Annotated in this window: 19 protein-coding genes; 10 read left to right on the top strand and 9 right to left on the bottom strand. The window is 65.7% G+C overall.

What is annotated here, in order from left to right:
• The first annotated feature begins 22 nt into the window (after nt 1–22).
• From NNX34_RS08900 to NNX34_RS08890, 3 genes are read left to right on the top strand one after another with little or no spacing between them, the layout of a single operon-like run.
• Nucleotides 23–2,563 (top strand): RNA helicase, encoded by a 2,541-nt coding sequence (locus NNX34_RS08900; protein ID WP_255766158.1) that lies wholly within the window; start codon nt 23–25, stop codon nt 2,561–2,563.
• Nucleotides 2,564–2,573: 10 nt separating this feature from the next.
• On the top strand, nt 2,574–3,062 hold the full coding sequence (locus tag NNX34_RS08895; RefSeq protein WP_255766157.1) for a GNAT family N-acetyltransferase: 489 nt from the start codon (nt 2,574–2,576) through the stop codon (nt 3,060–3,062).
• A gap of 59 nt (nt 3,063–3,121) precedes the next feature.
• Nucleotides 3,122–4,387: an alpha/beta fold hydrolase gene (locus NNX34_RS08890; RefSeq protein ID WP_255766585.1), complete on the top strand. Its 1,266-nt coding sequence runs from the start codon at nt 3,122–3,124 to the stop codon at nt 4,385–4,387.
• 63 nt (nt 4,388–4,450) lie between these two features.
• On the opposite strand, the gene NNX34_RS08885 is transcribed toward NNX34_RS08890, so the two are convergent.
• The 6 genes from NNX34_RS08885 to coaE form a co-directional block, all read right to left on the bottom strand.
• Entirely contained in the window at nt 4,451–4,630 is a 180-nt protein-coding gene (locus NNX34_RS08885; RefSeq protein WP_255766156.1) for a hypothetical protein, read from the bottom strand.
• Entirely contained in the window at nt 4,593–5,048 is a 456-nt protein-coding gene (locus NNX34_RS08880; RefSeq protein WP_255766155.1) for a hypothetical protein, read from the bottom strand. The genes NNX34_RS08885 and NNX34_RS08880 overlap by 38 nt, the downstream gene beginning before the upstream one ends.
• A gap of 48 nt (nt 5,049–5,096) precedes the next feature.
• Nucleotides 5,097–5,657 carry an NUDIX hydrolase gene (locus NNX34_RS08875; RefSeq protein WP_255766154.1) on the bottom strand — a complete coding sequence of 187 codons (561 nt, stop codon included), beginning with the start codon at nt 5,655–5,657 and terminating at the stop codon, nt 5,097–5,099.
• A complete protein-coding gene (locus NNX34_RS08870; protein ID WP_255766153.1) occupies nt 5,657–6,997 on the bottom strand; it encodes a hypothetical protein in 1,341 nt (446 codons plus the stop codon). Before NNX34_RS08870 ends, NNX34_RS08875 begins: the two co-directional genes overlap by 1 nt.
• A gap of 173 nt (nt 6,998–7,170) precedes the next feature.
• Nucleotides 7,171–9,249 (bottom strand): excinuclease ABC subunit UvrB, encoded by a 2,079-nt coding sequence (gene uvrB / locus NNX34_RS08865; RefSeq protein ID WP_229951969.1) that lies wholly within the window; start codon nt 9,247–9,249, stop codon nt 7,171–7,173.
• Nucleotides 9,250–9,306: 57 nt separating this feature from the next.
• Nucleotides 9,307–9,927: a dephospho-CoA kinase gene (gene coaE / locus NNX34_RS08860; RefSeq protein ID WP_255766152.1), complete on the bottom strand. Its 621-nt coding sequence runs from the start codon at nt 9,925–9,927 to the stop codon at nt 9,307–9,309.
• A 51-nt stretch (nt 9,928–9,978) separates the two neighbouring features.
• On the opposite strand from coaE, the gene NNX34_RS08855 reads away from it, so the two are divergent.
• The 7 genes from NNX34_RS08855 to NNX34_RS08825 all read left to right on the top strand — a co-directional run bounded on the left by NNX34_RS08855 (nt 9,979) and on the right by NNX34_RS08825 (nt 17,869).
• Nucleotides 9,979–10,656: a YigZ family protein gene (locus NNX34_RS08855; protein ID WP_255766151.1), complete on the top strand. Its 678-nt coding sequence runs from the start codon at nt 9,979–9,981 to the stop codon at nt 10,654–10,656.
• Nucleotides 10,649–11,818, top strand: a complete 1,170-nt coding sequence (locus NNX34_RS08850) for a methyltransferase (RefSeq protein WP_255766150.1) — start codon at nt 10,649–10,651, stop codon at nt 11,816–11,818. The genes NNX34_RS08855 and NNX34_RS08850 overlap by 8 nt, the downstream gene beginning before the upstream one ends.
• A gap of 244 nt (nt 11,819–12,062) precedes the next feature.
• Nucleotides 12,063–13,376, top strand: coding sequence for an ABC transporter substrate-binding protein (locus NNX34_RS08845; protein ID WP_255766149.1), 1,314 nt, complete (start codon nt 12,063–12,065; stop codon nt 13,374–13,376).
• 56 nt (nt 13,377–13,432) lie between these two features.
• Nucleotides 13,433–14,434 (top strand): carbohydrate ABC transporter permease, encoded by a 1,002-nt coding sequence (locus NNX34_RS08840; protein WP_255766148.1) that lies wholly within the window; start codon nt 13,433–13,435, stop codon nt 14,432–14,434.
• A 20-nt stretch (nt 14,435–14,454) separates the two neighbouring features.
• Entirely contained in the window at nt 14,455–15,336 is an 882-nt protein-coding gene (locus NNX34_RS08835; protein ID WP_370647031.1) for a carbohydrate ABC transporter permease, read from the top strand.
• Nucleotides 15,336–16,790, top strand: coding sequence for a GH1 family beta-glucosidase (locus NNX34_RS08830; protein ID WP_255766147.1), 1,455 nt, complete (start codon nt 15,336–15,338; stop codon nt 16,788–16,790). The genes NNX34_RS08835 and NNX34_RS08830 overlap by 1 nt, the downstream gene beginning before the upstream one ends.
• A 104-nt stretch (nt 16,791–16,894) precedes the next feature.
• Complete coding sequence (locus tag NNX34_RS08825) at nt 16,895–17,869, top strand: LacI family DNA-binding transcriptional regulator (RefSeq protein WP_257795032.1); 975 nt, start codon at nt 16,895–16,897, stop codon at nt 17,867–17,869.
• Between the two features lie 369 nt (nt 17,870–18,238).
• Here the strand turns inward: NNX34_RS08825 and rpsA are convergent, their stop codons facing one another.
• From rpsA to polA, 3 genes are all read right to left on the bottom strand, one after another.
• Nucleotides 18,239–19,711 carry a 30S ribosomal protein S1 gene (rpsA, locus tag NNX34_RS08820; RefSeq protein WP_227921792.1) on the bottom strand — a complete coding sequence of 491 codons (1,473 nt, stop codon included), beginning with the start codon at nt 19,709–19,711 and terminating at the stop codon, nt 18,239–18,241.
• A gap of 277 nt (nt 19,712–19,988) precedes the next feature.
• Nucleotides 19,989–21,320 carry a GNAT family N-acetyltransferase gene (locus NNX34_RS08815; protein WP_255766145.1) on the bottom strand — a complete coding sequence of 444 codons (1,332 nt, stop codon included), beginning with the start codon at nt 21,318–21,320 and terminating at the stop codon, nt 19,989–19,991.
• A 40-nt stretch (nt 21,321–21,360) separates the two neighbouring features.
• Complete coding sequence (polA, locus tag NNX34_RS08810) at nt 21,361–24,204, bottom strand: DNA polymerase I (protein WP_370647249.1); 2,844 nt, start codon at nt 24,202–24,204, stop codon at nt 21,361–21,363.
• Nucleotides 24,205–24,211 lie beyond the last annotated feature (7 nt).

Here is a 24,211-nt window from a genome sequence, read left to right as displayed (position 1 = left end):
GCCCCGTTAGTCTGGTATGGACATGAAACTTCTTGAGCAACTTGCCTCCGGCCCGTCCAGCACCCGCACCATCGATCCCGACGAGACCTACACGTCCTTCCTGGAGTGGGTGGAGAGCCGGGGAATGTCGCTGTACCCGGCGCAGGACGAGGCAGTGATGGAGCTGGTGACGGGCAACAACGTCATCCTGGCCACCCCCACCGGGTCCGGCAAATCGATGGTGGCGATTGCTGCGCATTTCCATGCCATGGCGCACGATGAGCGCAGTTACTACACCGCCCCCATCAAGGCCCTGGTGTCGGAGAAGTTCTTTGCCCTGTGCGAGATCTTCGGCGCCGAGAACGTCGGCATGGTCACCGGCGACTCCTCCGTCAACAAGGACGCCCCGATCATCTGCTGCACCGCGGAGATCCTGGCCAACATCGCCCTGCGCGAAGGGGCCGACGCGGACCTGGGCACCGTCATCATGGACGAGTTCCACTTCTACTCGGACCCGCAGCGCGGCTGGGCCTGGCAGGTTCCGCTGCTGGAGCTGCCGCAGGCCCAGTTCCTGCTCATGTCCGCCACCCTGGGCGACATGACCCGGATCGCCAACGAGCTCAGCGAACTCACCAACCGGGACACCGTCACTGTCTCCTCCGTGCAGCGGCCCATCCCCCTGCACTACTACTACGTGGAGACACCGGTCCAGGAATCCCTGGAGGAGCTGCTGGCCACCAAGCAGGTGCCGGTCTACGTAGTGCACTTTTCCCAGATCGAAGCCATTGACCGGGCCCAGGCCCTGATGAGCATCAATGTCTGCACCCGCGAGGAAAAGGACCGGATTGCGGAGCTGATTGCCGGCTTCCGGTTCGCCCCCGGCTTCGGCAAGACCCTGAACCGGCTGGTCCGGCACGGCATCGGCGTGCACCACGCCGGCATGCTGCCCAAGTACCGACGCCTGGTGGAGCAGTTGGCGCAGGCCGGCCTGCTGAAGGTCATCTGCGGCACCGACACCCTGGGGGTCGGCATTAACGTGCCCATCCGCACAGTGCTGATCACCGCCCTGTCCAAGTACGACGGCACGCGCACCCGGCCCCTGAAGGTCCGCGAGTTCCACCAGATCGCCGGGCGCGCCGGGCGGGCCGGCTATGACACGGCGGGCACCGTCGTCGTACAGGCACCGGAACACGTGATCGAGAACGTCAAGGCGATGGCCAAGGCGCAGGCGAAGTTCGGTGATGACCAGAAGAAGCTGCGCCAGGTGGTGAAGAAGAAACCGCAGGCCGGGTTTGTGTCCTGGGGCAAGCCCACCTTCGAAAAGCTGGTGGACGGCACCCCGGAGCCGCTGACCTCCAGCTTCAACATCACCCACTCCATGCTGCTGAACCTGCTGGAGCGTCCGGGTGACCCGTTCACCGCGGCCAAGAAACTGCTCACCAACAACCACGAGACCCGGTCCTCCCAGCTGGCCCTGATGAAGAAGGCCCTGAGCATCTACCGGGAGCTGAAGACCGCCGGCATTGTCGAGGTGCTGCCCGAGCCCGACGCCGACGGCCGCACCGTCCGCCTGAAGGTGCACCTGCAGCCGAACTTCGCCCTCAACCAGCCGCTGTCCCCGTTTGCCATGGCCTCCCTGGAGATTTTGGACCCGGACAGCCCGTCCTACGCCCTGGACGTGGTGTCCGTGATCGAGGCGATCATGGAAAAGCCCCGCCAGGTCCTCTCCGCCCAGGAAAAGAAGGCCCGCGGCGAGGCGATCGCCGCCATGAAGTCCCAGGGCATCGAGTACGACGAGCGGATGGCCCTGCTGGAGGAAGTCACCTATCCGCAGCCGCTGGCGGAGCTGCTGGAACAGTCCTTCGAGGTGTACCGGTCCGGTGCTCCCTGGCTGGGCGAGTTCGAACTCAGTCCCAAGTCGATTGTCCGCGACATGTACGAGCGGGCCATGAGCTTCGGCGAATACGTGCAGTTCTACTCGCTGGCCCGTTCCGAGGGTGTGCTTCTGCGCTACCTCTCGGACACCTACAAGGCCCTGCTGCACACCGTCCCGCCGGAACGGCTGCGCGAAGACCTGGAAGACATCATCGAGTGGCTGGGCGAGCTGGTCCGCCAGACCGATTCCTCGCTGCTGGACGAATGGGAAGAGCTGACCAACGGCATCAACCCCGATGCTTCGAACGAACCGGTCCTTCCGCCGGTGCCGGACCGGCTGACCGCCAACGTGCGGGCCTTCCGGGTCATGGTCCGCAACGAGATGTTCTCCCGGGTGAAGCTCTTTGCCGACGAGGACGACCGCGCCCTGGGCGAGCTCGACGGCGACGCCGGCTGGGACGCCGACCGCTGGGCCGAGGTCCTGGACGCGTACTTCGAGGAACACGAGGACATCGACGACGGGCCCGACGGCCGCGGCCCGAACCTGCTGATCATCAAGGAACTGCCCGGCAAATGGGAAGTCCGGCAGATCTTCAAGGACCCGGCCAACCACTTGGACTGGGGCATCACTGCGGAAGTGGACCTGCCCGCCTCGGATGAAGCCGGCAGCCCCGTCATCAAGGTGATCACCGCCGGCCGCCTGGATTAGGCTGGGCAGCATGCAGATCCGTCCCGCACGTCGAGAAGACGTCCCCGTCATCCTCGAACTGATCCATGACCTTGCCATCTATGAAAAAGAGCCGCACGCGGTAAAAAACACCGTGGCGGCCCTGGAAGCCAACCTCTTCGGCGAGCACCCGGCCATCTTCGCCCACGTGGCGGTGGAGCACGGAGCGATACAGGGCTTTGCCCTCTGGTTCCTGAACTACTCCACCTGGGAGGGCGTGCACGGCATCTACCTCGAGGACCTCTACGTCCGGCCCGAGGCCCGGGCCGGGGGCATCGGCAAGGCGCTGCTGCGCACGCTGGCGGAAACCGCCGTCGAGCGCGGCTACGCCCGGGTCGAATGGTGCGTGCTGAATTGGAATGAACCTTCCATCGGCTTCTACAAATCCCTGGGTGCCGTCCCGCAGGATGACTGGACCACGTTCCGGCTCGCCGGGGACGCACTGGCCAGCTTCGGCACCTCGTCAGAGGCGGCGAAGTGACCGCCGTCCCGCACATCCCTGTCCCCCACTCCGCCTCGCGCACCTACCCGGTGCGCGGCATGAACGTGACGGACCACTGGTTTACCGTGCCGCTGGACCACTCGGCGCCGGACGGCGAAACCATCACGGTCTTTGCCCGCGAATACGTCGACGCCGAACTGCCCGCGGGTGACATCGAAGACCTGCCGTGGCTGCTGTACCTGCAGGGCGGCCCCGGCGGCAAGGGCAACCGGCTGCTGCAGTTCGGCGGCTGGACGAAGGCGGCGTCCAAGCACTTCCGGATCCTGATGCTGGACCAGCGCGGCACCGGGCTTTCCACTCCGGCGGACCGGCAGACCCTGCCGCGCCGCGGAGACGCTGCGGCGCAGGCAGCGTATCTCACCCATTTCCGGGCAGATTCAATTGTGGCCGACGCCGAACTGATCCGGCAGGCCCTCGGCTCAGGGCCGTGGAGCACCTACGGGCAGAGCTACGGCGGCTTCTGCACCCTGACCTACCTCTCCTTCGCCCCCGAGGGACTGCGCGAATGCCTCGTCACCGGCGGGTTGGCCCCCTTGACGGGACCCGCGGACCGGGTCTACGAGGCAACCTTCCGGCGGGTGGCGGCACGCAACGCGGAGTACTTCGGACGCTACCCGGAAGACCGGGAAACCACCACGCGGATTGCCCGGCACCTCGAGTCCGTCCCGGAGTTCCTGCCCACCGGGGAACGGCTGACCGTGCGGCGTTTCCAGATGGCCGGGTCCTATCTGGGCGGCAACACCCGGGTGGACGGGCTGCATTACCTGCTGCAGGAAGCCTTCGTTCCCACCCCGGACGGCGAACGCCTCTCGGACACCTTCCTGGAGGCCGTCCACGGGCTGGTCACCCGTGCCCCGAATCCGCTGTACGCGGTGATGCACGAGTCAATCTACGGCCAGGGCGAAGCCACCAACTGGGCCGCGGAGCGCGTCCTGGAGTCCTTCCCCGAGTTCGAACCCACGGCCACGGAACCGCTCTTCACCGGCGAGATGGTCTACCCGTGGTACTTCGACGAGGACCCGGCGCTCGTCCCGCTTCGCGGCACGGCAGAACTGCTGGCCCGGAAGTCGGACTGGGATCCCCTCTACGACACCGCCCAACTGGCGCGCAACACCGTGCCCGTGGCCGCGGCCGTCTACACGGACGACATTTACGTGGACCGGGAGCTGTCCCTGGAGACGGCCGGTGCCGTGAAGGGTGTGCAGGTCTGGGAAACCGCCGATTTTCACCACGACGGAATTGCGGACGACGGCGAGGCCATCTTCAACCGCCTGCTGGGCATGGTCCGCGGCAAGGACGCGTAGGGTCAAAGGCAAAGGCAGGTCCCCCGGCGTACCGGGGACCTGCCTTCGTTGTCTTGGTGGCCGCTACAGCGGACGGTCAGCGAGTTTCCGGACCCATTCCGGGGTGGGCTTGCCGAGCTTGCGGTCGGTGGTGAGCCGGAGCCGTGCGGCCCGGATCTGCACCCGTTCGCGGTCCCGATCGCGTTCGGCCTTTTCGGCGGGGACCTTAGAGCCTCGTGCCAGCGGCAGTGCTGCTGTTGTCATCGTCAGCCTCCTCCGTTCCGCGTGCGCTCGTGATGTTTTCATTCTGGCTCATATCGCCGGTCGAGTCCACTATCGCCGTCAGCGGGCGTGCCCACGCAATGCTGATGATAGCCGCTTCCTCGGTTCCGGCAAGGTCACTCTGGGCCAGCAGGTCCAGGACGCCCAGTCCCGTCTCCTGCCGGCGGGGATCATCCGACAGGGAGGCCTCGATGGCCCACTGGGCACGGGTCCACCACTCCGAGCGCTGATCCGCCTTCCGGCGCTGCTCCAGTGTCTTCCAGCCGACAAAGAAGGTCAGGGCGCCGGCGAGCAGGACCGCCAGCGGGCCAAGGGCAGCGAGGATTTCCCACCAGGGTGCGCCGCCGAAAGGAACTGACGCAGCCGCCTCCGGCGGCGGGGTGGGTGGCGGAGAGAACATATCCACACCTTAGCCGCCGCCTGTGACACTCCCGGGCATTAGGTGCGGCTACTGGCCGGGTGTCCGGTCACCCGTCCAGAACGCGTAGGCGGACAACGTCAGGCCGTCGGCTATCTCCCCTGCCGCCATGAGGGCCGGGACGCTGTCCACCGGGACCCAGCGGAACCCATCTATTTCACCGTCGCGGGTGAGCGGTTCCGCGGACCGGTCCACGGTGGCCGCGACAACCACTGCATGGCCCTGCAGGAGAGAGCTGTCTGCCCACACGGGCCCCAGTACCCGGAAGCGGGTACCCTGCAGTCCGGTTTCCTCTTCCAGCTCGCGCGCTGCATCGTGGACGGCCAGGTCCGGCCCGGAGTCGGCAGGGCTCCCGAACCCCCTCGGAAACTCGAGGAAACTGCGCCCGGCTGCAGGCCGCCAGTGCTCCACCATGGCAAAGTGGCCGTCGGCCACCGCGACGATGACCACGCCGGGGGTGCCGTGTTCCGCAACAAGCCGGTGCTGCAGCCAGGACCTTCCGTTGCGGGTGACCTCTTCGGTCCACAGTTCAAGGCTTGGCGGTCCGGACCAGGCATACACCAGGCTCTGGCCCGGGCGAGGCTCCGGCATCACCGCGGGACTGCCGGGAAGTGGATATGTGCTCTCATTTTCTTCTTTCGCGTTGCGTGCAGCTCGGCAAACTCCACCAGGGGGACACCCAGGACAACCGTAGCTATGGCTGAACCGACGCCGGCAAGCAGGTTGGAGAAAAAGCCCGCCGTCAAGGTGCCGACGACGGCCGGCAGGAGCGTCAGCGCAATCCTCGTCCACATGGCTTTCCGGTCCTCCCCCAGGCTGACCGCGGCATTCGATCTGGCGACGGCATAGGCAAGTGCGTTGGATGTTTTCTGGCTTGGACGGGTCTGCCAATCGTGGATGGCTGACCGGGCCTGATGCCGCAGGACTGCATAAACCTGCGGCGGCATATCGTGGAGGGTGGCCACCAGGCTCCCCTGGAACTGGATGGTTTCACCTCCGGTCGGGCCCCGCCCGCGGCGCTGCGCCTCCTGCATAACGGTGTCCTCGCGGAACCGGAGCCAGTTGGTCTCATGCTGCTCAGCCATGGCGTCGAAATACGCGCCCATCCACCAGTCCTGCAGAAGCGTCGCGTTGCCTGCCAGCCGGGGCGCGTTTGCGTCAAGGTAGGACAGCGCGGCGGTACGGATCACGGTTTCCGACAGGAAATGCACAGCGGCGTCGGCCTCCGGCTCCGAATCGCGGAGTTCCCGTACGACGGCGGCCCGCCGGGACAACGCTCCCCTCAGGTCGAACGGTTCCCGGGTCCTTTCACGGACACGTATCTGATCTGCGGCTGCTTCGGCAAACCACGCTTCCCAGGCCCGGGCGAGCCGGTCGAATTCTTCCGTGGGCGCCTGGACATGCTGGCCTGCGTCCAGGCCTTCCCAGGCAGCCTGCAGTTCGGCCGCCACCGTCCGCGCCACCTCGGACGCCGGACAGCTGCGAAGCCGGGCGCTGCTCCTGGCGTGGAGGGCGGCCGCCAACGGGCGCGGTGTTTCCCAGAACATCGCCAACGAAGAAAACTCGAACTCCGCCAGGACCGGACTCAACGGATCCGTGCCCAGCAGGAGGAAGCGCAGGCTCTCCTCCAAGGAGGGCTTCCGCGCCACGACGGAGAACGTCTGGTCGAAGGAACCGGTGCGGGCGAGGAGCGTCCGGACGGCATCGGGGCCCCGATCCAGGAAGAAGGCGCCGTCGAGCAGCTGCACATCCAGCAGCAGAATCTCCCGGCTCAGGAGGTCGGCTGCCCGCAGCATGCCCGGGAAAGACACGCGGTTTTCCGGTGCAGCCGCCACGTCCGGGTCGGTAAAGAGTGCCTCGTCGGAGACCAATGAACGGAAAGTGTTCTTTTGCTCCACGGTGTCGAAGTCGAAAACCAGGGTCCGCTTCATTTGGAGCGGTTGTGAGCCACCAGCGTCAACCACGGTGTTGCCCTGCCTCCGGTAGGTTCGTCCGGCGTGCGGTTCCCCCCGGCTCAGTCATCCTGCAACCATAAGCGCGGCCTGGGCGATGACTGAAATTACCGGTCCACGGTCCGGGCCGTACCTGGAGGAACGGCGCCCGCCTAGGCGTGCCCGGCGGCCTGCATCTGCCGCAGTTCCTTCTTCAGGTCCCCCACCTCGTCGCGCAGCCGGGCAGCCAATTCGAACTGCAGCTCGGCTGCAGCAGCATGCATCTGCTCGGTCATGGACGCGATCAGGCTGGTGAGGTCCTCGGCGGGAGCAGCAGCCAGGCCGTCCTTCCGGACCCCCTTGCCCTTGCCCTTCGTCTTCTGCTTGGCAGCCTCCGCCAGGAGGGCCTTGGTGTCGGCATCCTCGCGCGCCAGCTGGTCCGTGATGTCCGCGATCTTCTTGCGCAGCGGCTGCGGGTCCACGCCGTGCTTCTTGTTGTACGCCACCTGGATTTCGCGCCGGCGGTTGGTCTCATCGATGGCCTTGGCCATGGAATCGGTGATCCGGTCCGCATACATGTGCACCTCGCCCGAGACGTTACGGGCGGCACGGCCGATGGTCTGGATCAGCGAGGTGGAGGAACGCAGGAAGCCTTCCTTGTCGGCGTCGAGGATGCTCACCAGCGATACCTCGGGAAGGTCGAGGCCCTCTCGAAGCAGGTTAATGCCGACCAGCACATCGAAGGTGCCCATCCGCAGTTCGCGGAGCAGCTCCACGCGGCGCAGCGTGTCGACGTCGGAGTGCAGGTATTCCACCTTGACCCCGTGCTCCAGCAGATAGCCGGTCAGGTCCTCGGCCATTCGCTTGGTCAGCGTGGTCACCAGGACGCGTTCATCCCGTTCGGTGCGGGTGCGGATTTCACCCAGCAGGTCATCGATCTGGCCCTTGCTCGGCTTGACCACCACCTGCGGATCCACCAGGCCGGTGGGGCGGATGATCTGCTCCACGTAGCCGTCGGACTTGGACAGTTCGTACTTGCCCGGGGTAGCGGACATGTAGACGGTCTGGCCGATCCGTTCCAGGAATTCGTCCCATTTCAGCGGGCGGTTGTCCATGGCCGAGGGCAGCCGGAAGCCGTGGTCCACCAGGGTGCGCTTGCGGGACATGTCGCCTTCGTACATGGCACCGATCTGCGGAATGGTGACGTGGGATTCGTCCACCACCAGCAGGAAGTCGTCCGGGAAATAGTCCAGCAGGCAGTGCGGGGCGGTGCCCGGGCCGCGGCCGTCGATATGCCGCGAGTAGTTCTCGATGCCGTTGCAGAAGCCCATCTGCTGCATCATTTCCAGGTCATAGGTGGTGCGCATCCGCAGCCGCTGGGCTTCCACCAGCTTGTTCTGCGATTCCAGTTCCTTCAGCCGCACCTGCAGCTCGTCCTCGATCTGGCGGATGGCCCGGTGCATCCGGTCCTCGCCGGCCACATAGTGCGACGCCGGGAAGACGTACATCTCCGTCTCTTCGTGGATCACGTCCCCGGTCAGCGGATGCAGGGTGTAGATGTTCTCGATCTCGTCGCCGAAGAACTCGACGCGGATCGCGTTCTCTTCGTACATCGGAATGATTTCCACGGTGTCGCCGCGGACCCGGAAGGTGCCGCGGTGGAAGTCCATGTCATTGCGGACGTACTGCATGGCCACGAAGCGGCGCAGCAGGTCATCGCGGTTCATCTGCTGGCCCCGGCGCAGGGTCACCATTGCCTCGATGTACTCTTCCGGGGTGCCCAGGCCGTAAATGCAGGACACCGTAGCCACCACAATCACGTCACGCCGGGTCAGCAGGGCGTTGGTGGCCGAGTGGCGCAGGCGTTCGACTTCCTCATTGATCGAGGAGTCCTTCTCAATGAACGTATCCGTCTGCGGGACGTAGGCTTCCGGCTGGTAGTAGTCGTAGTAGGAAACGAAGTACTCCACCGCGTTGTTGGGCAGCAGCTCCCGGAACTCGTTGGCCAGCTGGGCGGCCAGCGTCTTGTTCTGCACCATCACCAGCGTGGGCCGCTGCACCTGCTCCACGAGCCAGGCCGCCGTCGCGCTCTTACCGGTACCGGTGGCACCAAGCAGCACTACGTCCTTCTCGCCTGCGTTGATCCGCTCGGCGAGTTCCTTGATGGCGGTCGGCTGGTCACCGGCGGGCTTGTAGTCACTGATGACCTCAAACGGTGCTACGACTCTCTTGATGTCCTGCGCAAGACTCATGCCTATAAAACTACTCCGGTCCGCGGACAGCCGCGGTCCGCTTTGCTAGGGGCTGAACTACCGGCCGGCCCGGCTCCGCGCCTCGTTCAGCGGCACCAGCCGGGTCTCCCAGAGGTCGCGTACGGCGGCCACCAGTTCCTCGGGGGTGCCGGTGTTGTGCAGGACGACGTCGGCCGCCTCCGCCCGCTGTTCGGGAGTGGCCTGCGCGGCGATCCGGGCGCGCGCGGCCTCGGGATCCATCCCCCGGTCCTGCACCATGCGCTGAAGCCGCACGTCCTCGGGCGCCTCCACCACGACGACGAAGTCGAAGTTCCCGGCCTGGCCGGTTTCCACCAGCAGCGGGATGTCCTGGACCAGGATCCCGTCCGGCGGCGCCTCCGCCGCAAGCTGCGCGGCCCGCGCCCGGACCAGCGGATGGACAATGCCGTTCAGCACGGCACGGCGTTCCTCGTCGCCGAAGACCACGGCGGCCAGCGCCGGGCGGTCCAGCGAGCCGTCCGCGGCCAGGACCTGAGGGCCGAAGGCTTCGACGACGGCGGCCAGGCCTTCAGTGCCCGGCGCCACCACTTCACGGGCCAGGGCATCGGCGTCCACCAGCACGGCACCGCGCTGGACGAGGGTCCGGGCGGCCAGGGATTTTCCGGCGGCGATCCCGCCGGTGAGTCCAACCTTGAGCATGCCCCCACCTTACCGCCGTCCCGGGCCGGAACCGCCTACTAGACTGGAAGGGTGAGCGATATCGACGCGGCGGCGGGGCGCTACACCACCATCGCCGGTGAACACCGCGCTGAACTCGAAATCAGACGCTCACGCTTCATCACCGTGCTGCGCCGCACCGAAACCGAGGAGCAGGCGCGCGCCCTGGTGGCGGACCTGCGCCGCGAGTTCCATGACGCCCGGCACCACTGCAGCGCCTTCGTGCTGGGCCCCGGGCGCGAGGTGCAGCGTTCCAACGACGACGGCGAACCCTCCGGCACCGCCGGCATTCCGATGCTGGAAGCGCTCACCAAGCGGGAAACCTTCAACGGAGCGACCGACCTCAGCGACATCACTGCCGTGACCGTCCGCTACTTCGGCGGGATCCTCCTCGGCGCGGGCGGGCTGGTGCGTGCCTACTCCGAGTCCGTCTCCTCGGCCCTCGACACCGCTCCCCTGCTGCGCCGACGGCGGATGCAGCTTTACGGCATTCCGGCCGGACACTCCGCCGCCGGAAGGCTGGAAAACGACCTCCGTACCGCAGGCGTCAGCGTGCTGGGCACGGATTATTCCGCCGCCGGTGCCTCCATCAACGTCGCCCTGCCGGACACCCCCGACGCCCTGGCTGCCTTCCATGCCAGGCTCGCCTCCCTGACCGCCGGAGCCTCCGAACCGGTCCCCCTTGGAACAGAATGGATCGACCGTGACTGACCCCGCACCGGGCCGGACCGATTTCGACTTTTCCCGACTGCGCCGCAGGCCGGACGTCGAAGCTCCCAACCTGCAGGCCTGGGATACCGCCGACACACTTCTGCTCGACACTGCCGCAGCAGATCTTTCCGCAGCAGCGGACCCGGACCAGCCCGGCGTCGTCGTCATCGGCGACTCCTACGGCGCGCTCACGCTCGGAGCCGCGGCCCGGCACGGGCTGCACAGCCTCCGCGTGCACCAGGATCCGCTGAGCGGCGAACAGGCACTGGATGCCAACGCCGCGGACCTGGGGCTGCCGGACGTTTTCAGCCACCATTCCCTCACGGCGCCGCTTGTGAAAGACGCCCGCCTGGTGCTGCTGCGGCTCCCCCGCTCGCTGGCCGCGCTGGAAGAGATCGCTGCGCTGATCGCGGCCTCCGCCGCACCCGATGTCACGGTCTACGCCGGCGGACGGGTCAAGCACATGACTCCGGCCATGAACGAGGTCCTTGCCCGGTACTTCGGCTCCGTGACCGGCGGGCTGGGCCGGCAGAAATCCCGGGTCCTGACGGCCGGCTCGCCCCTTCCGGCCGGACAGCTCCCGGAACCCTCCTTTCCGATGTCGCAGCGGCACGACGTCGGACTGGCGCGGCCGCTGGAACTCTGGGCCTACGGTGCGGCGTTCGGCGGTACCGCGCTGGATCCCGGCACCCGGTTCCTGCTGCCGCACCTGGCCCAGGCGCGCGCTGCCCGGCGCGCCGTGGACCTGGGCTGCGGGACCGGGACCATCGCCGCCTACCTCGCGCTGACCCGGCCTGGCCTCACGGTCCTGGCTACGGACCAGTCAGCCGCTGCCGTGGCCTCGGCCGCACGGACACTGGCGGCCAACGGCGTGGCGGACCGCGCCGTCGTCACCCGGGCCGATGCCCTGGGCCCGCTGCCGGACAGCTCGGAGGAACTGGTGGTGCTGAACCCGCCGTTCCACATCGGTGCCGCGGTGCATGCCGGCATCGCCCTCAAGCTTTTTGCCGATGCCGGACGCGTCCTGCAGCCGGGCGGCGAACTCTGGACGGTTTGGAACAGCCACCTGCTGTACCGGCCCGCCCTAGCCAGGCTGGTGGGTCCCACCAGGGAAGTGGCCCGCAACCCCAAGTTCACGGTCACGGTCAGCACCCGGCGCTAACGCCGCCCCCGCCGTACGGCCCCTCCCGTGGGTCTTTTTTAACCGGAGAGAGCGCTCTCTTGACAGTGGCGCAGATCACTCCTAGCCTGTAACCGACGCGTAGAGAGCGCTCTCTCAGACTCCGCTCCCGGCGCAGGAACCGCTTTTCTTTCTCCCGCTTTCGTCGGATCACGCCACCGAACCACCTGGCACGGTCTACCACCCGGGATCATCAACTGCTTTACCCACACACAAAGGAGTGACCGTGAAGAATTTCCGACATCCCGCGGCGGCGATTGCAGGTGCTGCCGTAGTGGCCCTGCTGGCCGTAGGCTGCGGCGGCGGCGACAGCGAAGCTGCCAGCGAAGACAATCCCCTCGAACTGACCGTCACCACTTTCGGAACCTTCGGGTATGACGATCTGTATGCCGAATACGAGGAAGCCAACCCCGGCATCGACATCAAGGCCAACAACATTGACCGCGGTGCCAATGCACAGACCGATCTCTTCACCAAGCTCGCGGCCGGATCCGGCGTCAGCGACGTGGTGGCCCTCGAAGAGGGCTGGCTTGGCGCCGTCATGGACGTCTCGGACCAGTTCGTGGACCTGAACGAGTACGGCGCGGAAGACATCAAGGACAACTGGGTCGACTGGAAATACAAGCAGGGCACCGACGCCGACGGCCGGGTCATCGGCTACGGCACCGACATCGGACCGCAGGGCCTGTGCTACAACGGCAAGCTGTTCGAAGCGGCCGGCCTGCCCAGCGACCGCGAGGCAGTTGCCGAGCTCTTCGGCGGAGACGACGCCACGTGGGACACCTACTTCGAACTTGGAAAGCAGTACCACGAGAAGACCGGACAGGCCTGGTACGACCAGTCCGGGTTCGTCTGGAACTCCATGGTGAACCAGATGAAGGAGGGCTACTACACCGCCGACGGTGACTTGAACATCGAAGGCAATGACGCCATGAAGGAACAGTTCATGCAGCTCGCTGCCGGAACCCAGGCAGGGCTCTCCGCCAACGAAACCAAGTGGGACTGGGGAACCGGCAAGGCGTTCACTGACGGCTCCTTCGCCACCTTCGTGTGCCCGGGCTGGATGCTGGGCACCATCCAGGAACAGCTCGAATCGGCCGGCGGCGGCGCGGATTCGGGCTGGGACTTCGCCGATGTCTTCCCCGGCGGCGCCTCGAACTGGGGCGGTGCGTTCCTTGCAGTCCCCGAAACCTCCGAACACAAGGAGGAAGCGGCGAAACTCGCAGCCTGGCTCACGGCCCCCGAGCAGCAGGTGAAGCAGTCGGCGGCGGCCAACAACTTCCCCAGCACCCTTGAGGCGCAGGAGCAGCTGGCGGCGGATGCCACTCCGAACCCGATGTTCAACAACGCCCCGACCGGCGCCATCCTGGCTTCACGGGCCGAGGGCGTAGTTGCCCAGTTCAAGGGCCCGGACGATTCAGTAATCCAGGAAAAGGTCTTCGGTGTGGCACTGACCCAGCTTGATGCGGGCAAGGTCGACGGCGAAGGCGCCTGGAATGAAGCAGTTCAACTCCTGAACGAGCTGGTCGTCAAGGACTAGTACCCAGCGGGGCCTCCGGGTATCCGGAGGCCCCCTGATGGACTGTGAGAATCGATATGACCGTAACCATGAAACGGCCCGCGCCAGCCGCGCCGCCGGAGAAAATCAAACCCACGTTCAGGCAGCGGCTCAACATCTGGGACGTCAAAGCCTCCCCCTACCTGTACATATCCCCTTTCTTCCTGCTCTTCGCGCTGGTGGGCCTGTTTCCACTGGTCTACACGTTTTATGTTTCGCTCCACGACTGGCACCTGCTGAAGGGCCAGGGCGAGTTTGTCGGACTGGGCAACTTTGCGGATGTCCTCGCCGACCGCTTTTTCTGGAACTCGCTTTTCAACACGATGAGCATCTTCCTGCTCTCCGCGATTCCCCAGCTAGCCGGCGCACTGCTGATTGCAGCTGTCCTGGACCAGAACATCCGCGCCAAGACCTTCTGGCGCATGAGCGTCCTGCTCCCCTATGTGGTCACCCCGGTTGCCGTGGCCCTGATCTTCACGAACATGTTCAATGAGCAGCACGGCCTTATCAACAGCTTCCTGGGCAACTTCGGCGTCGATCCGATCATGTGGCGCACGGAGACATTCCCCAGCCACGTGGCCATAGCCGCCATGGTCAACTGGCGGTGGACCGGCTACAACGCGCTGATCCTGCTGGCCGCCATGCAGGCCGTGCCCCGCGACATCTACGAATCGGCCGCCATCGACGGTGCGGGTGCTGTCCGGCGCTTCTTCAGCATCACCCTGCCGAGCATCCGCCCCACCATGATCTTCGTAGTCATCACCTCCACCATCGGCGGACTGCAGATCTTCACCGAACCGCGCCTTTTCGATCCGACGTATGCCGGCGGCCCGGAGCGCGAGTTCCAGACCACCGTCCTGTACCTGTGGGAGATGGCCTTCCAACGGCAGGACTTCGGAGAGGCATCTGCCATTGCCTGGCTGCTGTTCCTCATCATCGTTCTTTTCGGAGTCCTTAATCTGGCCTTGTCCAGGCGGATAGCGTCCTCCGACGGCAGGCGGCAGCGCCGCCGGCCGGCAGTGAAAGGGAAGCAAAAGTGAGTATCGTCCAACAAAAGACCGTGCCGCGAACCCAACCGCAGCCGGTGCGCCGCGGTCCGGCGCTGCGGCATCGGCTCCTGGGCAACGGCCTTCGCCCTGGCTACCTGACCTACGGCCTGCTGCTTGCTTTCTTCATCGGGTCCTCCTACCCGCTCTGGTGGTCCGCGGTGGTGGGGAGCCGGTCCAATGAGGCATTGAGCCTCACCTGGCCGCCGCTGCTGCCAGGGGGGAATTTCTGGACCAATGTTGCCGAGGTGTTCGACACGATTCCGTTCTGGACGGCCTTGTGGAACAGCATCCTGATCTCGACCATCATCACCGTTTCCGTGGTGATGTTCTCCACGCTGGCGGGGTACGCCTTTGCGAAGCTGCGGTTCCGCGGGAACAACGGGCTGATGGTCGCAGTAGTGGCAACCATGGCGATTCCGACCCAGCTCGGCATCATCCCCCTCTTCATGGTGATGCGGCATTATGGCTGGACCGGTGAGATCGGTGCGGTAATCATTCCGACACTCGTGACCGCCTTCGGAGTGTTCTTTATGCGCCAGTACCTGGTGGACGTCATCCCGGACGAGCTGATCGAATCCGCGCGGATGGACGGCGCCAACATGATCAAGACCTTCTGGCATGTGGCCCTGCCCGCCGCGCGGCCGGCGATGGCCATCCTCAGCCTGTTTACGTTCATGTCGGCGTGGACGGACTTCCTGTGGCCGCTGCTGGTACTCGACGCCGGCAATCCCACCCTGCAGACGGCCCTGAGCCAGCTGCAGTCCAACCGGTATACCGACTACTCGGTGGTCCTTACCGGTGCCGTGCTGGCAACCATTCCCCTGCTCATCCTCTTTGCGGTGGCAGGCAAACAACTTATATCCGGAATCATGCAGGGAGCAGTGAAGGGCTAATGACGAACAACGCCACGGAGTGGAAGAATTTCCCGGCCGGCTTTATCTGGGGGTCCGCCACGGCGGCCGCCCAGGTTGAAGGAGCCGCGTGGGAGGACGGGAAGGAAGACTCCGTGTGGGACGCATTCGCCCGCACCCCCGGAAACATCAGGAACTCCGACACCCCGGCAACCGCGGTGGACCATTACCACCGGATGCCCGCCGACGTCGCACTGATGAAGGACCTGGGACTGGGCTCCTACCGGTTCTCCACCAGCTGGGCCCGCGTGCGCCCGGGTGACCGGAACACTAACTCTTTGGGGCTGGATTTCTATTCGCGCCTGGTGGATGAACTCCTGGGCGCCGGGATCCTGCCCTGGCTCACCCTCTACCACTGGGATCTGCCGCAGGCCCTGGAAGAGAAGGGCGGCTGGGCCAACCGGGACACCGCGTACCGCTTTGTTGAGTACGCCAATGATGTCTACTCCGCCCTTGGGGACCGGGTGCAGCATTGGACCACCTTCAACGAACCGTTCTGCTCCTCGCTGCTGGGGTACGGGTCCGGGGTGCATGCACCCGGCCGGCAGGAACCGCGGGCAGCGGTGGCAGCGGTGCACCACCAGCATCTGGCGCATGGACTGGCAGTCAACGAACTGCGGAGCCGTGGTGCGCAGGAGCTCGGGATCACCCTGAACCTCAGCAACTCCATCCCCCGCGATCCCGCTGACCCCGTGGATCTGGAAGCCGCCCGGCTTTTTGACTCCCTGCAGAACCGGATCTTCCTGGACCCCATCCTGCGCGGCGCCTATCCGGAGGATTCACTGAAGGACCTGGAACCGTTCGGCCTGGGCGACGTCATCCACCCGGGTGACCTGGACATCATCTCCGCCCCGATCGACTTCCTCGGCGTCAACCACTACCACGATGACCTCATCAGCGGGCATCCGGATAACAGCGGAACGGACGGCCACTCCGGCGGTTCCGGCCGGGAAGCTGCGTCGCCGTGGATCGGGGCCGAACACATCACCTTCCCGAGCCGCGGCCTGCCCCGCACCGCCATGGACTGGGAGGTCAACCCCGACGGGCTCCGCCGGCTCCTGGTCCGCCTCGGTGAGGAGTACCCGGCGCTGCCGCCGCTGTACATCACCGAAAACGGGGCTGCCTACGACGACGTCGTGAGCGACGACGGAAGCGTGCCGGATGCCGAACGGACCGGCTTCATCATGGACCACATCGCCGCGGTCGGCCGTGCAATTGAGGCGGGAGCAGACGTCCGCGGCTACTTCGTGTGGTCCCTGATGGACAACTTTGAGTGGTCCTGGGGCTACAGCAAGCGTTTCGGCATTGTCCGGGTGGATTACGACACCCAGGAACGCACCGTCAAGGACAGCGGCCTTGCCTACAGCCGGCTGATCGCAGCCAGCCGGGGCGAAGATTCCGGCACCCGTGGGACGGCTGCCGCGTCGATGGTGTGACGTCCCGTAAACTGGGCACCGATCGGGCGTCTCAGCCCTCAGTCGCGTAGGAGAAAACTGTGAGTGCTGAATCCGGCCAGGCGCGCCCCGCACCGACCCTGGAAATGGTGGCCGCCCTGGCCGGCGTTTCCAGGGCCACGGTGTCCCGGGTGGTCAACGGTTCGCCGTCGGTTGACCCGAGCATGGCCGACTCGGTGGAAAAGGCCGTCCGGGCGCTGAACTATGTACCCAACCGCGCCGCCCGGACCCTGGCCAGCCGGCGGACGTATACGGTGACCCTGCTCGTTCCGGAGTCCACCTCCAAGGTCTTTGCGGATCCCTTCTTCGCCAGTGTGGTGGAAGGAATCGCCCGTTACCTAAACACCACCGAATACATGCTCAACATGGTGACCTCCTCGGAATCCAACCCGGAGAAAACCCGCCGCTACCTGCTGGGCGGCAACGTGGACGGCGTGCTCGTGGTTTCACACCACACGGGCGACCATTCCTGGGAGCGGTTGAACGGCCAGCTGCCGGTGGTTTTCGCCGGGCGTCCGCTGGTGGACGCCGGCCAGAGCTACTTCGTGGAAGTGGACAATGAGGAAGGCGCTGCCGCGGCCACGGCCAGGCTCACCGGCGCCGGACGGCGGAGCATTGCCACGATCGCCGGGCCGCAGGACATGCTTGCGGGTGTGGACCGGCTCGCCGGCTGGCGGGCGGAAGTCCGCCGGGCAGGCCTGGATGACGCCCTGGTGGAGACCGGGGACTTTACCGTAGCCTCCGGGGCGGCCGCGATGCGCCGCCTGCTGGACCGCGGCAGGGAGATCGACGCTGTGTTCGCGGCAAACGACCAGATGGCGTCGGGTGCGTATTCGGTGCTGCAGGAACGCGGGCTGCGCATCCCGGAGGATATCGCCGTGGTGGGGTTCGACGACGACTACTACGCCACCAGCCTGAGTCCTGCCCTGACAACCATCCACCACCCGATCACCGCCCTCGGGGCAAAGATGGCGGAGGTGCTGGTGGACCTGATTGAAGGCAGGCCGACCGAACGGGTTAACCGCCTGCCGACATCGCTGGTGGTGCGGGACTCGGCCTAGGCGAGCCTGGGTCAGCCCGCAGAATCCGCCATGGGGAACGCCGGTTCCGGACCCAGCCAGAACAGGAACAGCAAGACAACGAATGCCACGAGGCGGCGTAGGCGCCGACGACGGTGGTGAGCACGGAGGCGGTCATCAGGGCCGCGAACTCGGCACCGGATCCGGCTTTCGCCGTTGTTCCGCCATGATCTCCCCCTGATCCCCCCTGCTCGACATCCAAGAACGGTTCTCCGGCCCTACCCCAGGGTGCCGCCCACCCGTCCGCACCCAGAAACGCCCGTACACGCAAAAAGCGGACCCCCACCGAAGTGGAGGCCCGCTTTAGGCAGTTACACGGTCCGGCTTACCGGACAGCGGAACCAGTGGGAATTAGTTTCCCGTGAGCTTCTCGCGCAGTGCAGCCAGGGCTTCGTCGGAAGCCAGCGTGCCGGCACCCGTCTCGGCAACGGCCGGCTCGGAGGAGTAGCTGGTGGTGCCGGAATCGGTGGATTCCGAAGCAGCAGCGATGTCCTCGGAGTTGTGCTGAGCGACCTGCTTCTTGTGGGCTTCCCAACGTGCCTGGGCGTCAGCGTACTGCTGCTCCCAAGCTGCGCGCTGGGTTTCGTAGCCTTCGAGCCATTCGTTGGACTCGGGGTCGAAGCCCTCCGGGTACTTGTAGTTGCCGGCTTCGTCGTACTCTGCGGCCATGCCGTACAGAGCCGGATCGAACTCGGTGCCCTCGGGATCGACACCCTCGTTGGCCTGCTTGAGGGACAGCGAGATGCGGCGACGCTCGAGATCGATGTCGATGACCTTGACGAACAGTTCGTCACCAACGGAGACAACCTGCTCGGCGAGCTCCACGTGGCGGACAGCCAGTTCGGAGATGTGGACCAGGCCTTCGATGCCGTCTTCGACGCGGACGAACGCACCGAACGGAACCAGCTTGGTGACCTTACCCGGAACAACCTGGCCGAGGGCGTGGGTGCGGGCGAAGGTCTGCCACGGATCTTCCTGCGTAGCCTTCAGCGACAGGGAGACACGCTCGCGGTCAAGGTCAACTTCCAGAACCTCAACGGTGACTTCCTGGCCAACTTCGACAACCTCGGAGGGGTGGTCGATGTGCTTCCAGGACAGCTCGGAAACGTGGACGAGGCCGTCTACGCCGCCAAGGTCCACGAATGCACCGAAGTTGACGATGGAGGAAACAACGCCGGGACGAACCTGGCCCTTTTCCAGCTTGTTGAGGAACGTGGAACGAACCTCGGACTGGGTCTGCTCGAGCCAGGCACGGCGGGACAGAACAACGTTGTTGCGGTTCTTGTCCAGCTCGATGATCTTGGCTTCGATCTGCTGACCGATGTACGGAGCCAGGTCGCGGACGCGACGCATCTCCACGAGGGATGCCGGCAGGAAGCCGCGCAGCCCGATGTCGAGGATAAGACCACCCTTGACAACCTCGATGACGGTACCGGTAACGACGCCGTCTTCTTCCTTGACCTTCTCGATGTCGCCCCAGGCACGCTCGTACTGAGCACGCTTCTTGGAGAGGATCAGACGGCCTTCTTTGTCTTCCTTGGTGAGCACCAGGGCTTCGACCTGATCGCCAACGGAGACAACGTCTCCGGGATCAACGTCGTGCTTGATGGAAAGCTCGCGGGAAGGGATGACACCCTCGGTCTTGTAACCGATGTCGAGCAGGACCTCGTCGCGGTCAACCTTGACAACGGTACCTTCGACGAGATCGCCGTCGTTGAAGTACTTGATCGTTGCGTCAATCGCGGCGAGGAAGTCCTCGGCAGTACCGATGTCGTTGATGGCGACCTGCGGGGTACCGGACTTCTCGTTGGTGGTGATGGTCATGTAGTTGGGACTCCGATGTGGAAGTTGTTTTGTATTCCGGACTGGTTTCCACTAACCGGCGGTTGGGCCGGGTGGCCCCCGCAGGCAAGATACTTGCCCAAGTGAATGCCGAAGGCACGAAAGTGCCGAAGACGAACAGCTTGTTTGCCCGGAGATGGACAGGATTGGTTATAACTTGCGCTATTACGCGCCCGATCAGTCTAGCCGGACCCGCCAACGCAGGTCAAAGGGAACTGCCGGTCCGTGGCTGAAAAATACCCGACTGCCACTCAGGTGATTAGAAATGCGTGCTGCAGTAAGGCGCCGGTCCGGCCGAAAACAGCTCGTCCAGGACGCCCAGGGCCGCTTCCCCGGCCTGCACCGACCCGGCTGCCGCCAGCGTCCGCGCACTCACTGACCCCAGATACAGGGAACCGAGTGCCGCCGCAGTCAGCTGCACCCGCGGCGTGTCCGCTTCTTTTCCGGCTGCGGCCGGACGCACGGTTCCGACGCCGCCGCGTACCTCGAGCACGAAACTCCCCGCTGCCAGCGCCATCGGATCGTCGACGTCGAGCACTACCGTGCCGTCGCCGAAGTATCCTCTGGCAGCAAGTGCGGCCACTGGGTCCAGGATCCGCAGCCACAAGACGTCCTCGACGTGCTTTACCTTGTACCGCCGGCGGTCAGTCAGCATCCACGGCAGCGGATCCTCCACCGGGGCCTCGGAGAAGGACAGCCGGTCCACCAGGTCAATGGATCCGAGGTAGCGCCAGAGTTCGCGGTAGGCCTCGTCGCTGGCCGCCACCAGGTCGGTGACCTTCACTGTGTGCGGCTCGTTCTGCCAGCCCAGCGACTTGTAGGCCGCATAGCCGTCCGGGACGCCGTCTGCGTTGTACCGGAGAACACCGCGCACGGCCAGGTCCGGTTGCGTGTTTTCCCCGCTCCACTCTCCCGCGGCACGCATGGCGTACGCATGCTGCCGACCCAGGGCGCCGAAGGTGCGTTCCAGGTGGGCCCGGAAGATTTCCGGCGCCAGCCCCCGGAGCTTGTCGGCGTCGGCAATCGCGATACTGCCGCGCGGCGGGGCGGCGAATTCGAGGCCGCCGCGGGTGTCCAGTTCGACGCCTGCGGTGGAGGTGGCGGCCCCGAACCCGAAGCGCCCGTAAATGGTTGCTTCCGACGCGGTGAGGGCGGCCAACGCCAGGCCGGAGTCTTTGGCCCGGGTGAGGTCCGCGGTAATCATCCGCCGCAGGATGCCCCGGCGCCGGTGCGTGGGACGGACGGTGACTGCCGTGACCAGGTGCGCGGGCAGCAGTTCGCTTCCCCCGACGTTCAGGTCATTGACCATGGTCCCGTAGGTGGCCACAGGCACGGCCGGATCCCAGGCATACTCCGGCAGGCCGTCGTCGTACACCGCGGTCAGGACGCGGCCGTCCCGCCGGTAGCCGTCCACTTGGGCAGGCAGCCCCTCCGCTTTGGTGCGGTCCTCGTGGAAACCCAGGTTGACGGCATCGAACCACTTGGCGGTCCGCTCGTCGGCTTTGCCCGGGTCCGCGGCGTCGTAGCCGGCAGGGAAGGAAGCGAACCGCAGCCCGTCCGCCGTGCTGTCCGTGCTGTGGTCCGTATCCATGGTTCCCCCTGTGTCTAGGCGGCAGTTTCGGCGGTAGTGCCTAGTGCCCGGCCTCGTGCCAGCTGATCCCCTCGCCGACGGAGACATCCAGCGGAACGGACAGGTCCGCCGCGGAACCCATCTGCTCCCGCACCAGCTTCTCCACCGCGTCCCGCTCCCCGGCGGCGACTTCGAGGACCAGTTCATCGTGGACCTGCAGCAGCATCCGGGATTTCAGCCCCTGCGCCTTCAGCTCGCTGTCCACGCCGAGCATGGCCTTCTTGATGATGTCCGCCGCGGATCCCTGGATGGGGGCATTGAGTGCGGCCCGTTCGGCCATTTCGCGGAGCTGCCGGTTGTCGCTGGACAGGTCCGGCAGGTAACGGCGGCGGCCCTCGATGGTGGAGGTGAAGCCGTCCTTGCGGGCCTGCTCGACGACGCCGCGCAGGTAGTCCCGCACGGCACCGAACCGCTCGAAGTAGTCACGGATCAGGGTCCGGGCCTCGTCCACCGGGATGGCCAGCTGCTTGGACAGGCCGAAGGAGCTCAGGCCGTAGACCAGCCCGTAGGACATCGCCTTGACCTTGGACCGCATGGCGCTGGTGACCTCTTCGGGGGCCACGTTGAACACGTGGGACCCGACGAACCGGTGCAGGTCCTCGCCCGCCTGGAAAGCGGCGATCAGCCCTTCGTCGCCGGAGAGGTGGGCCATGATCCGCATTTCGATCTGCGAGTAGTCCGCGGTGAGCAGCGAATCGTAGCCTTCGCCGACCACGAAGACCTCGCGGATGCGGCGGCCCTCTTCGGAACGGATCGGGATGTTCTGCAGGTTCGGGTTCACTGAGGACAGCCGTCCGGTGGCGGCCACTGTCTGGGCGTAAGTGGTATGGATGCGGCCGTCGTCGGCAACGGACTTCCGCAGGCCCTCGACGGTGGAGCGCAGCTTGGACGCGTCGCGGAAGGCGAGCAGCTGCTCCAGGAACGGATGTCCGGTCTTCACGATCAGGTCCGTCAGCGCATCGGCGTCCGTGGAGTACCCGGTCTTGATCTTCTTGGTCTTCGGCAGGCCGAGTTCGTCGAAGAGGACGGCCTGCAGCTGCTTCGGGGAGCCGAGGTTGATCTCCTTGCCGATGATCCGGAAGGCTTCCTCGCTCGCACGGGTGATGGTGGCGCTGAAATCGTCCAGCAGCCGGTCCAGCTTCTCCGAGGACACCGCAATGCCGGCGAGTTCCATTTCCGCGAGGACCTCGGACAGCGGCAGTTCCAGTCCGCCGAGGAGCTGGTTGGCGCCGCGCTCCACGAGCTGGCCGGCGAAGTGCTCGCTCAGCCGCAGGGCGGCAAACGCCTTGGACACGGCGGGCGTTGCCGCGTCTTCGTCCCCGAGGGACAGTTCCAGCTGGTTGCTGGCGGCGGCCGCGGGCACAATGTTCATCTTCAGGTGGTACTGCGCCAGGTCCGCCAGCTCATAGCTGCGGCGGTCCGGCTGGATCAGGTAGCCGGAGATGGCGGTGTCATCGACCTCGCCGGCCAGGTGGAGGCCGCGGGCAGCCAGTGCCTTGTAAGCCTCCTTGAAATCGTGGACCACCTTGGGCGCGTCAAGGTCCGCCAGCCAGTCCGCCAGCACCTGCTCGGCGGCGCTGTCGAGCTCGGTGAGCGGCACGTAGGCGGCCGATGCGTCCGTCACCAGGGCAATGCCGACGACGTCGCGTGCCCCGGCGGCACCCTCCGTCACCAACTGCACGGCAGTGCGGGCCTGGTTGGCGGCACGGAACCAGCTGTCCAGTTCCCCGGCATCGGTGATGATGCTGTGTTCAGGGGCGGGCACTTCGGCGTGCGCGGCGGCCTCGCCCTCATCTTCCCCGTAGACGTCGAAGAGCCGCTTGCGCAGCGCGTTGAACTGCAGGGCGTCAAAGAGTTCCTCAATGGCCTCCCGGTCCGGCCGCTGGGCGGCCATGGCTTCGAGGTCCACCGGCAGGTCCAGGTCCCGCAGGAGCCGGTTTAGGCGCCGGTTCCGCTTGACGTCCTCGATGTTCTCGCGCAGGGAATCGCCGACCTTGCCCTTGATGGAGTCCAGGTTCTCGAGGATGCCCTCCAGCCCGCCGTAAAGCTTGATCCACTTCGCAGCGGTCTTGGGACCCACACCCGGGACGCCGGGCAGGTTGTCCGCGCTCTCGCCCACCAGGGCAGCGAGGTCTGAGTACTTGTCCGGGGGAACCAGGTATTTTGCTTCCACGGCTGCGGCGTCCATGCGCGGCAGGTCGGAAACACCCTTCTTGGGGTAGAACACCGTGACGTGGTCATCCACCAGCTGGAAGGCATCCCGGTCCCCCGAGACAACCATGACGTCCCAGTTGAGGGCGGACGCCTTCTCGGCCAGCGTCGCAAGGATGTCGTCCGCTTCGTAGCCGTCCATGGACAGTGTGGGAATGCGCATGGCTTCCATGACCTTGATGATCAGGTCGATCTGCCCGTGGAACTCCTCGGGCGTCTTGTTCCGGCCGCCCTTGTATTCGGTGTATTCCTCAGACCGGAACGTAGGTGTGTCCAGGTCGAAGGCCACGGCCACGTGAGTGGGCTTCTCCTCCTTGATCAGGTTGATCAGCATGGAGGTGAAACCGTAGACGGCATTGGTGTGCTGGCCGGTGTCGGTGGAGAAGTTCTCGGCCGGGAGCGCGTAGAAGGCCCGGAACGCCATGGAGTGTCCGTCAATCACCAGCAGCCGGTTGTGTCCCCCGGCGTTCACGGTTCCCAGGGAAACGGGCGCTGCACCCGGGGTGCCCGGGGTTTCGGCGGCGGTACCGCCGTTATCAACGCCGCTTTTGCCGTCGTCTCCCGTGTTGCCGTTAATGTCGCCGTTAATGTTGCTGCTAAGGGGGGTCGTGGCCAGTTTGGTAGATTCACTCACAAATGCA

The organism is Arthrobacter sp. zg-Y1116 (assembly GCF_024385485.1).
Classification (GTDB): domain Bacteria; phylum Actinomycetota; class Actinomycetes; order Actinomycetales; family Micrococcaceae; genus Arthrobacter_B.
The sequence above is the reverse complement of the archived record's forward strand: the minus strand, read 5'-3'. Positions and strand labels throughout refer to the sequence as shown.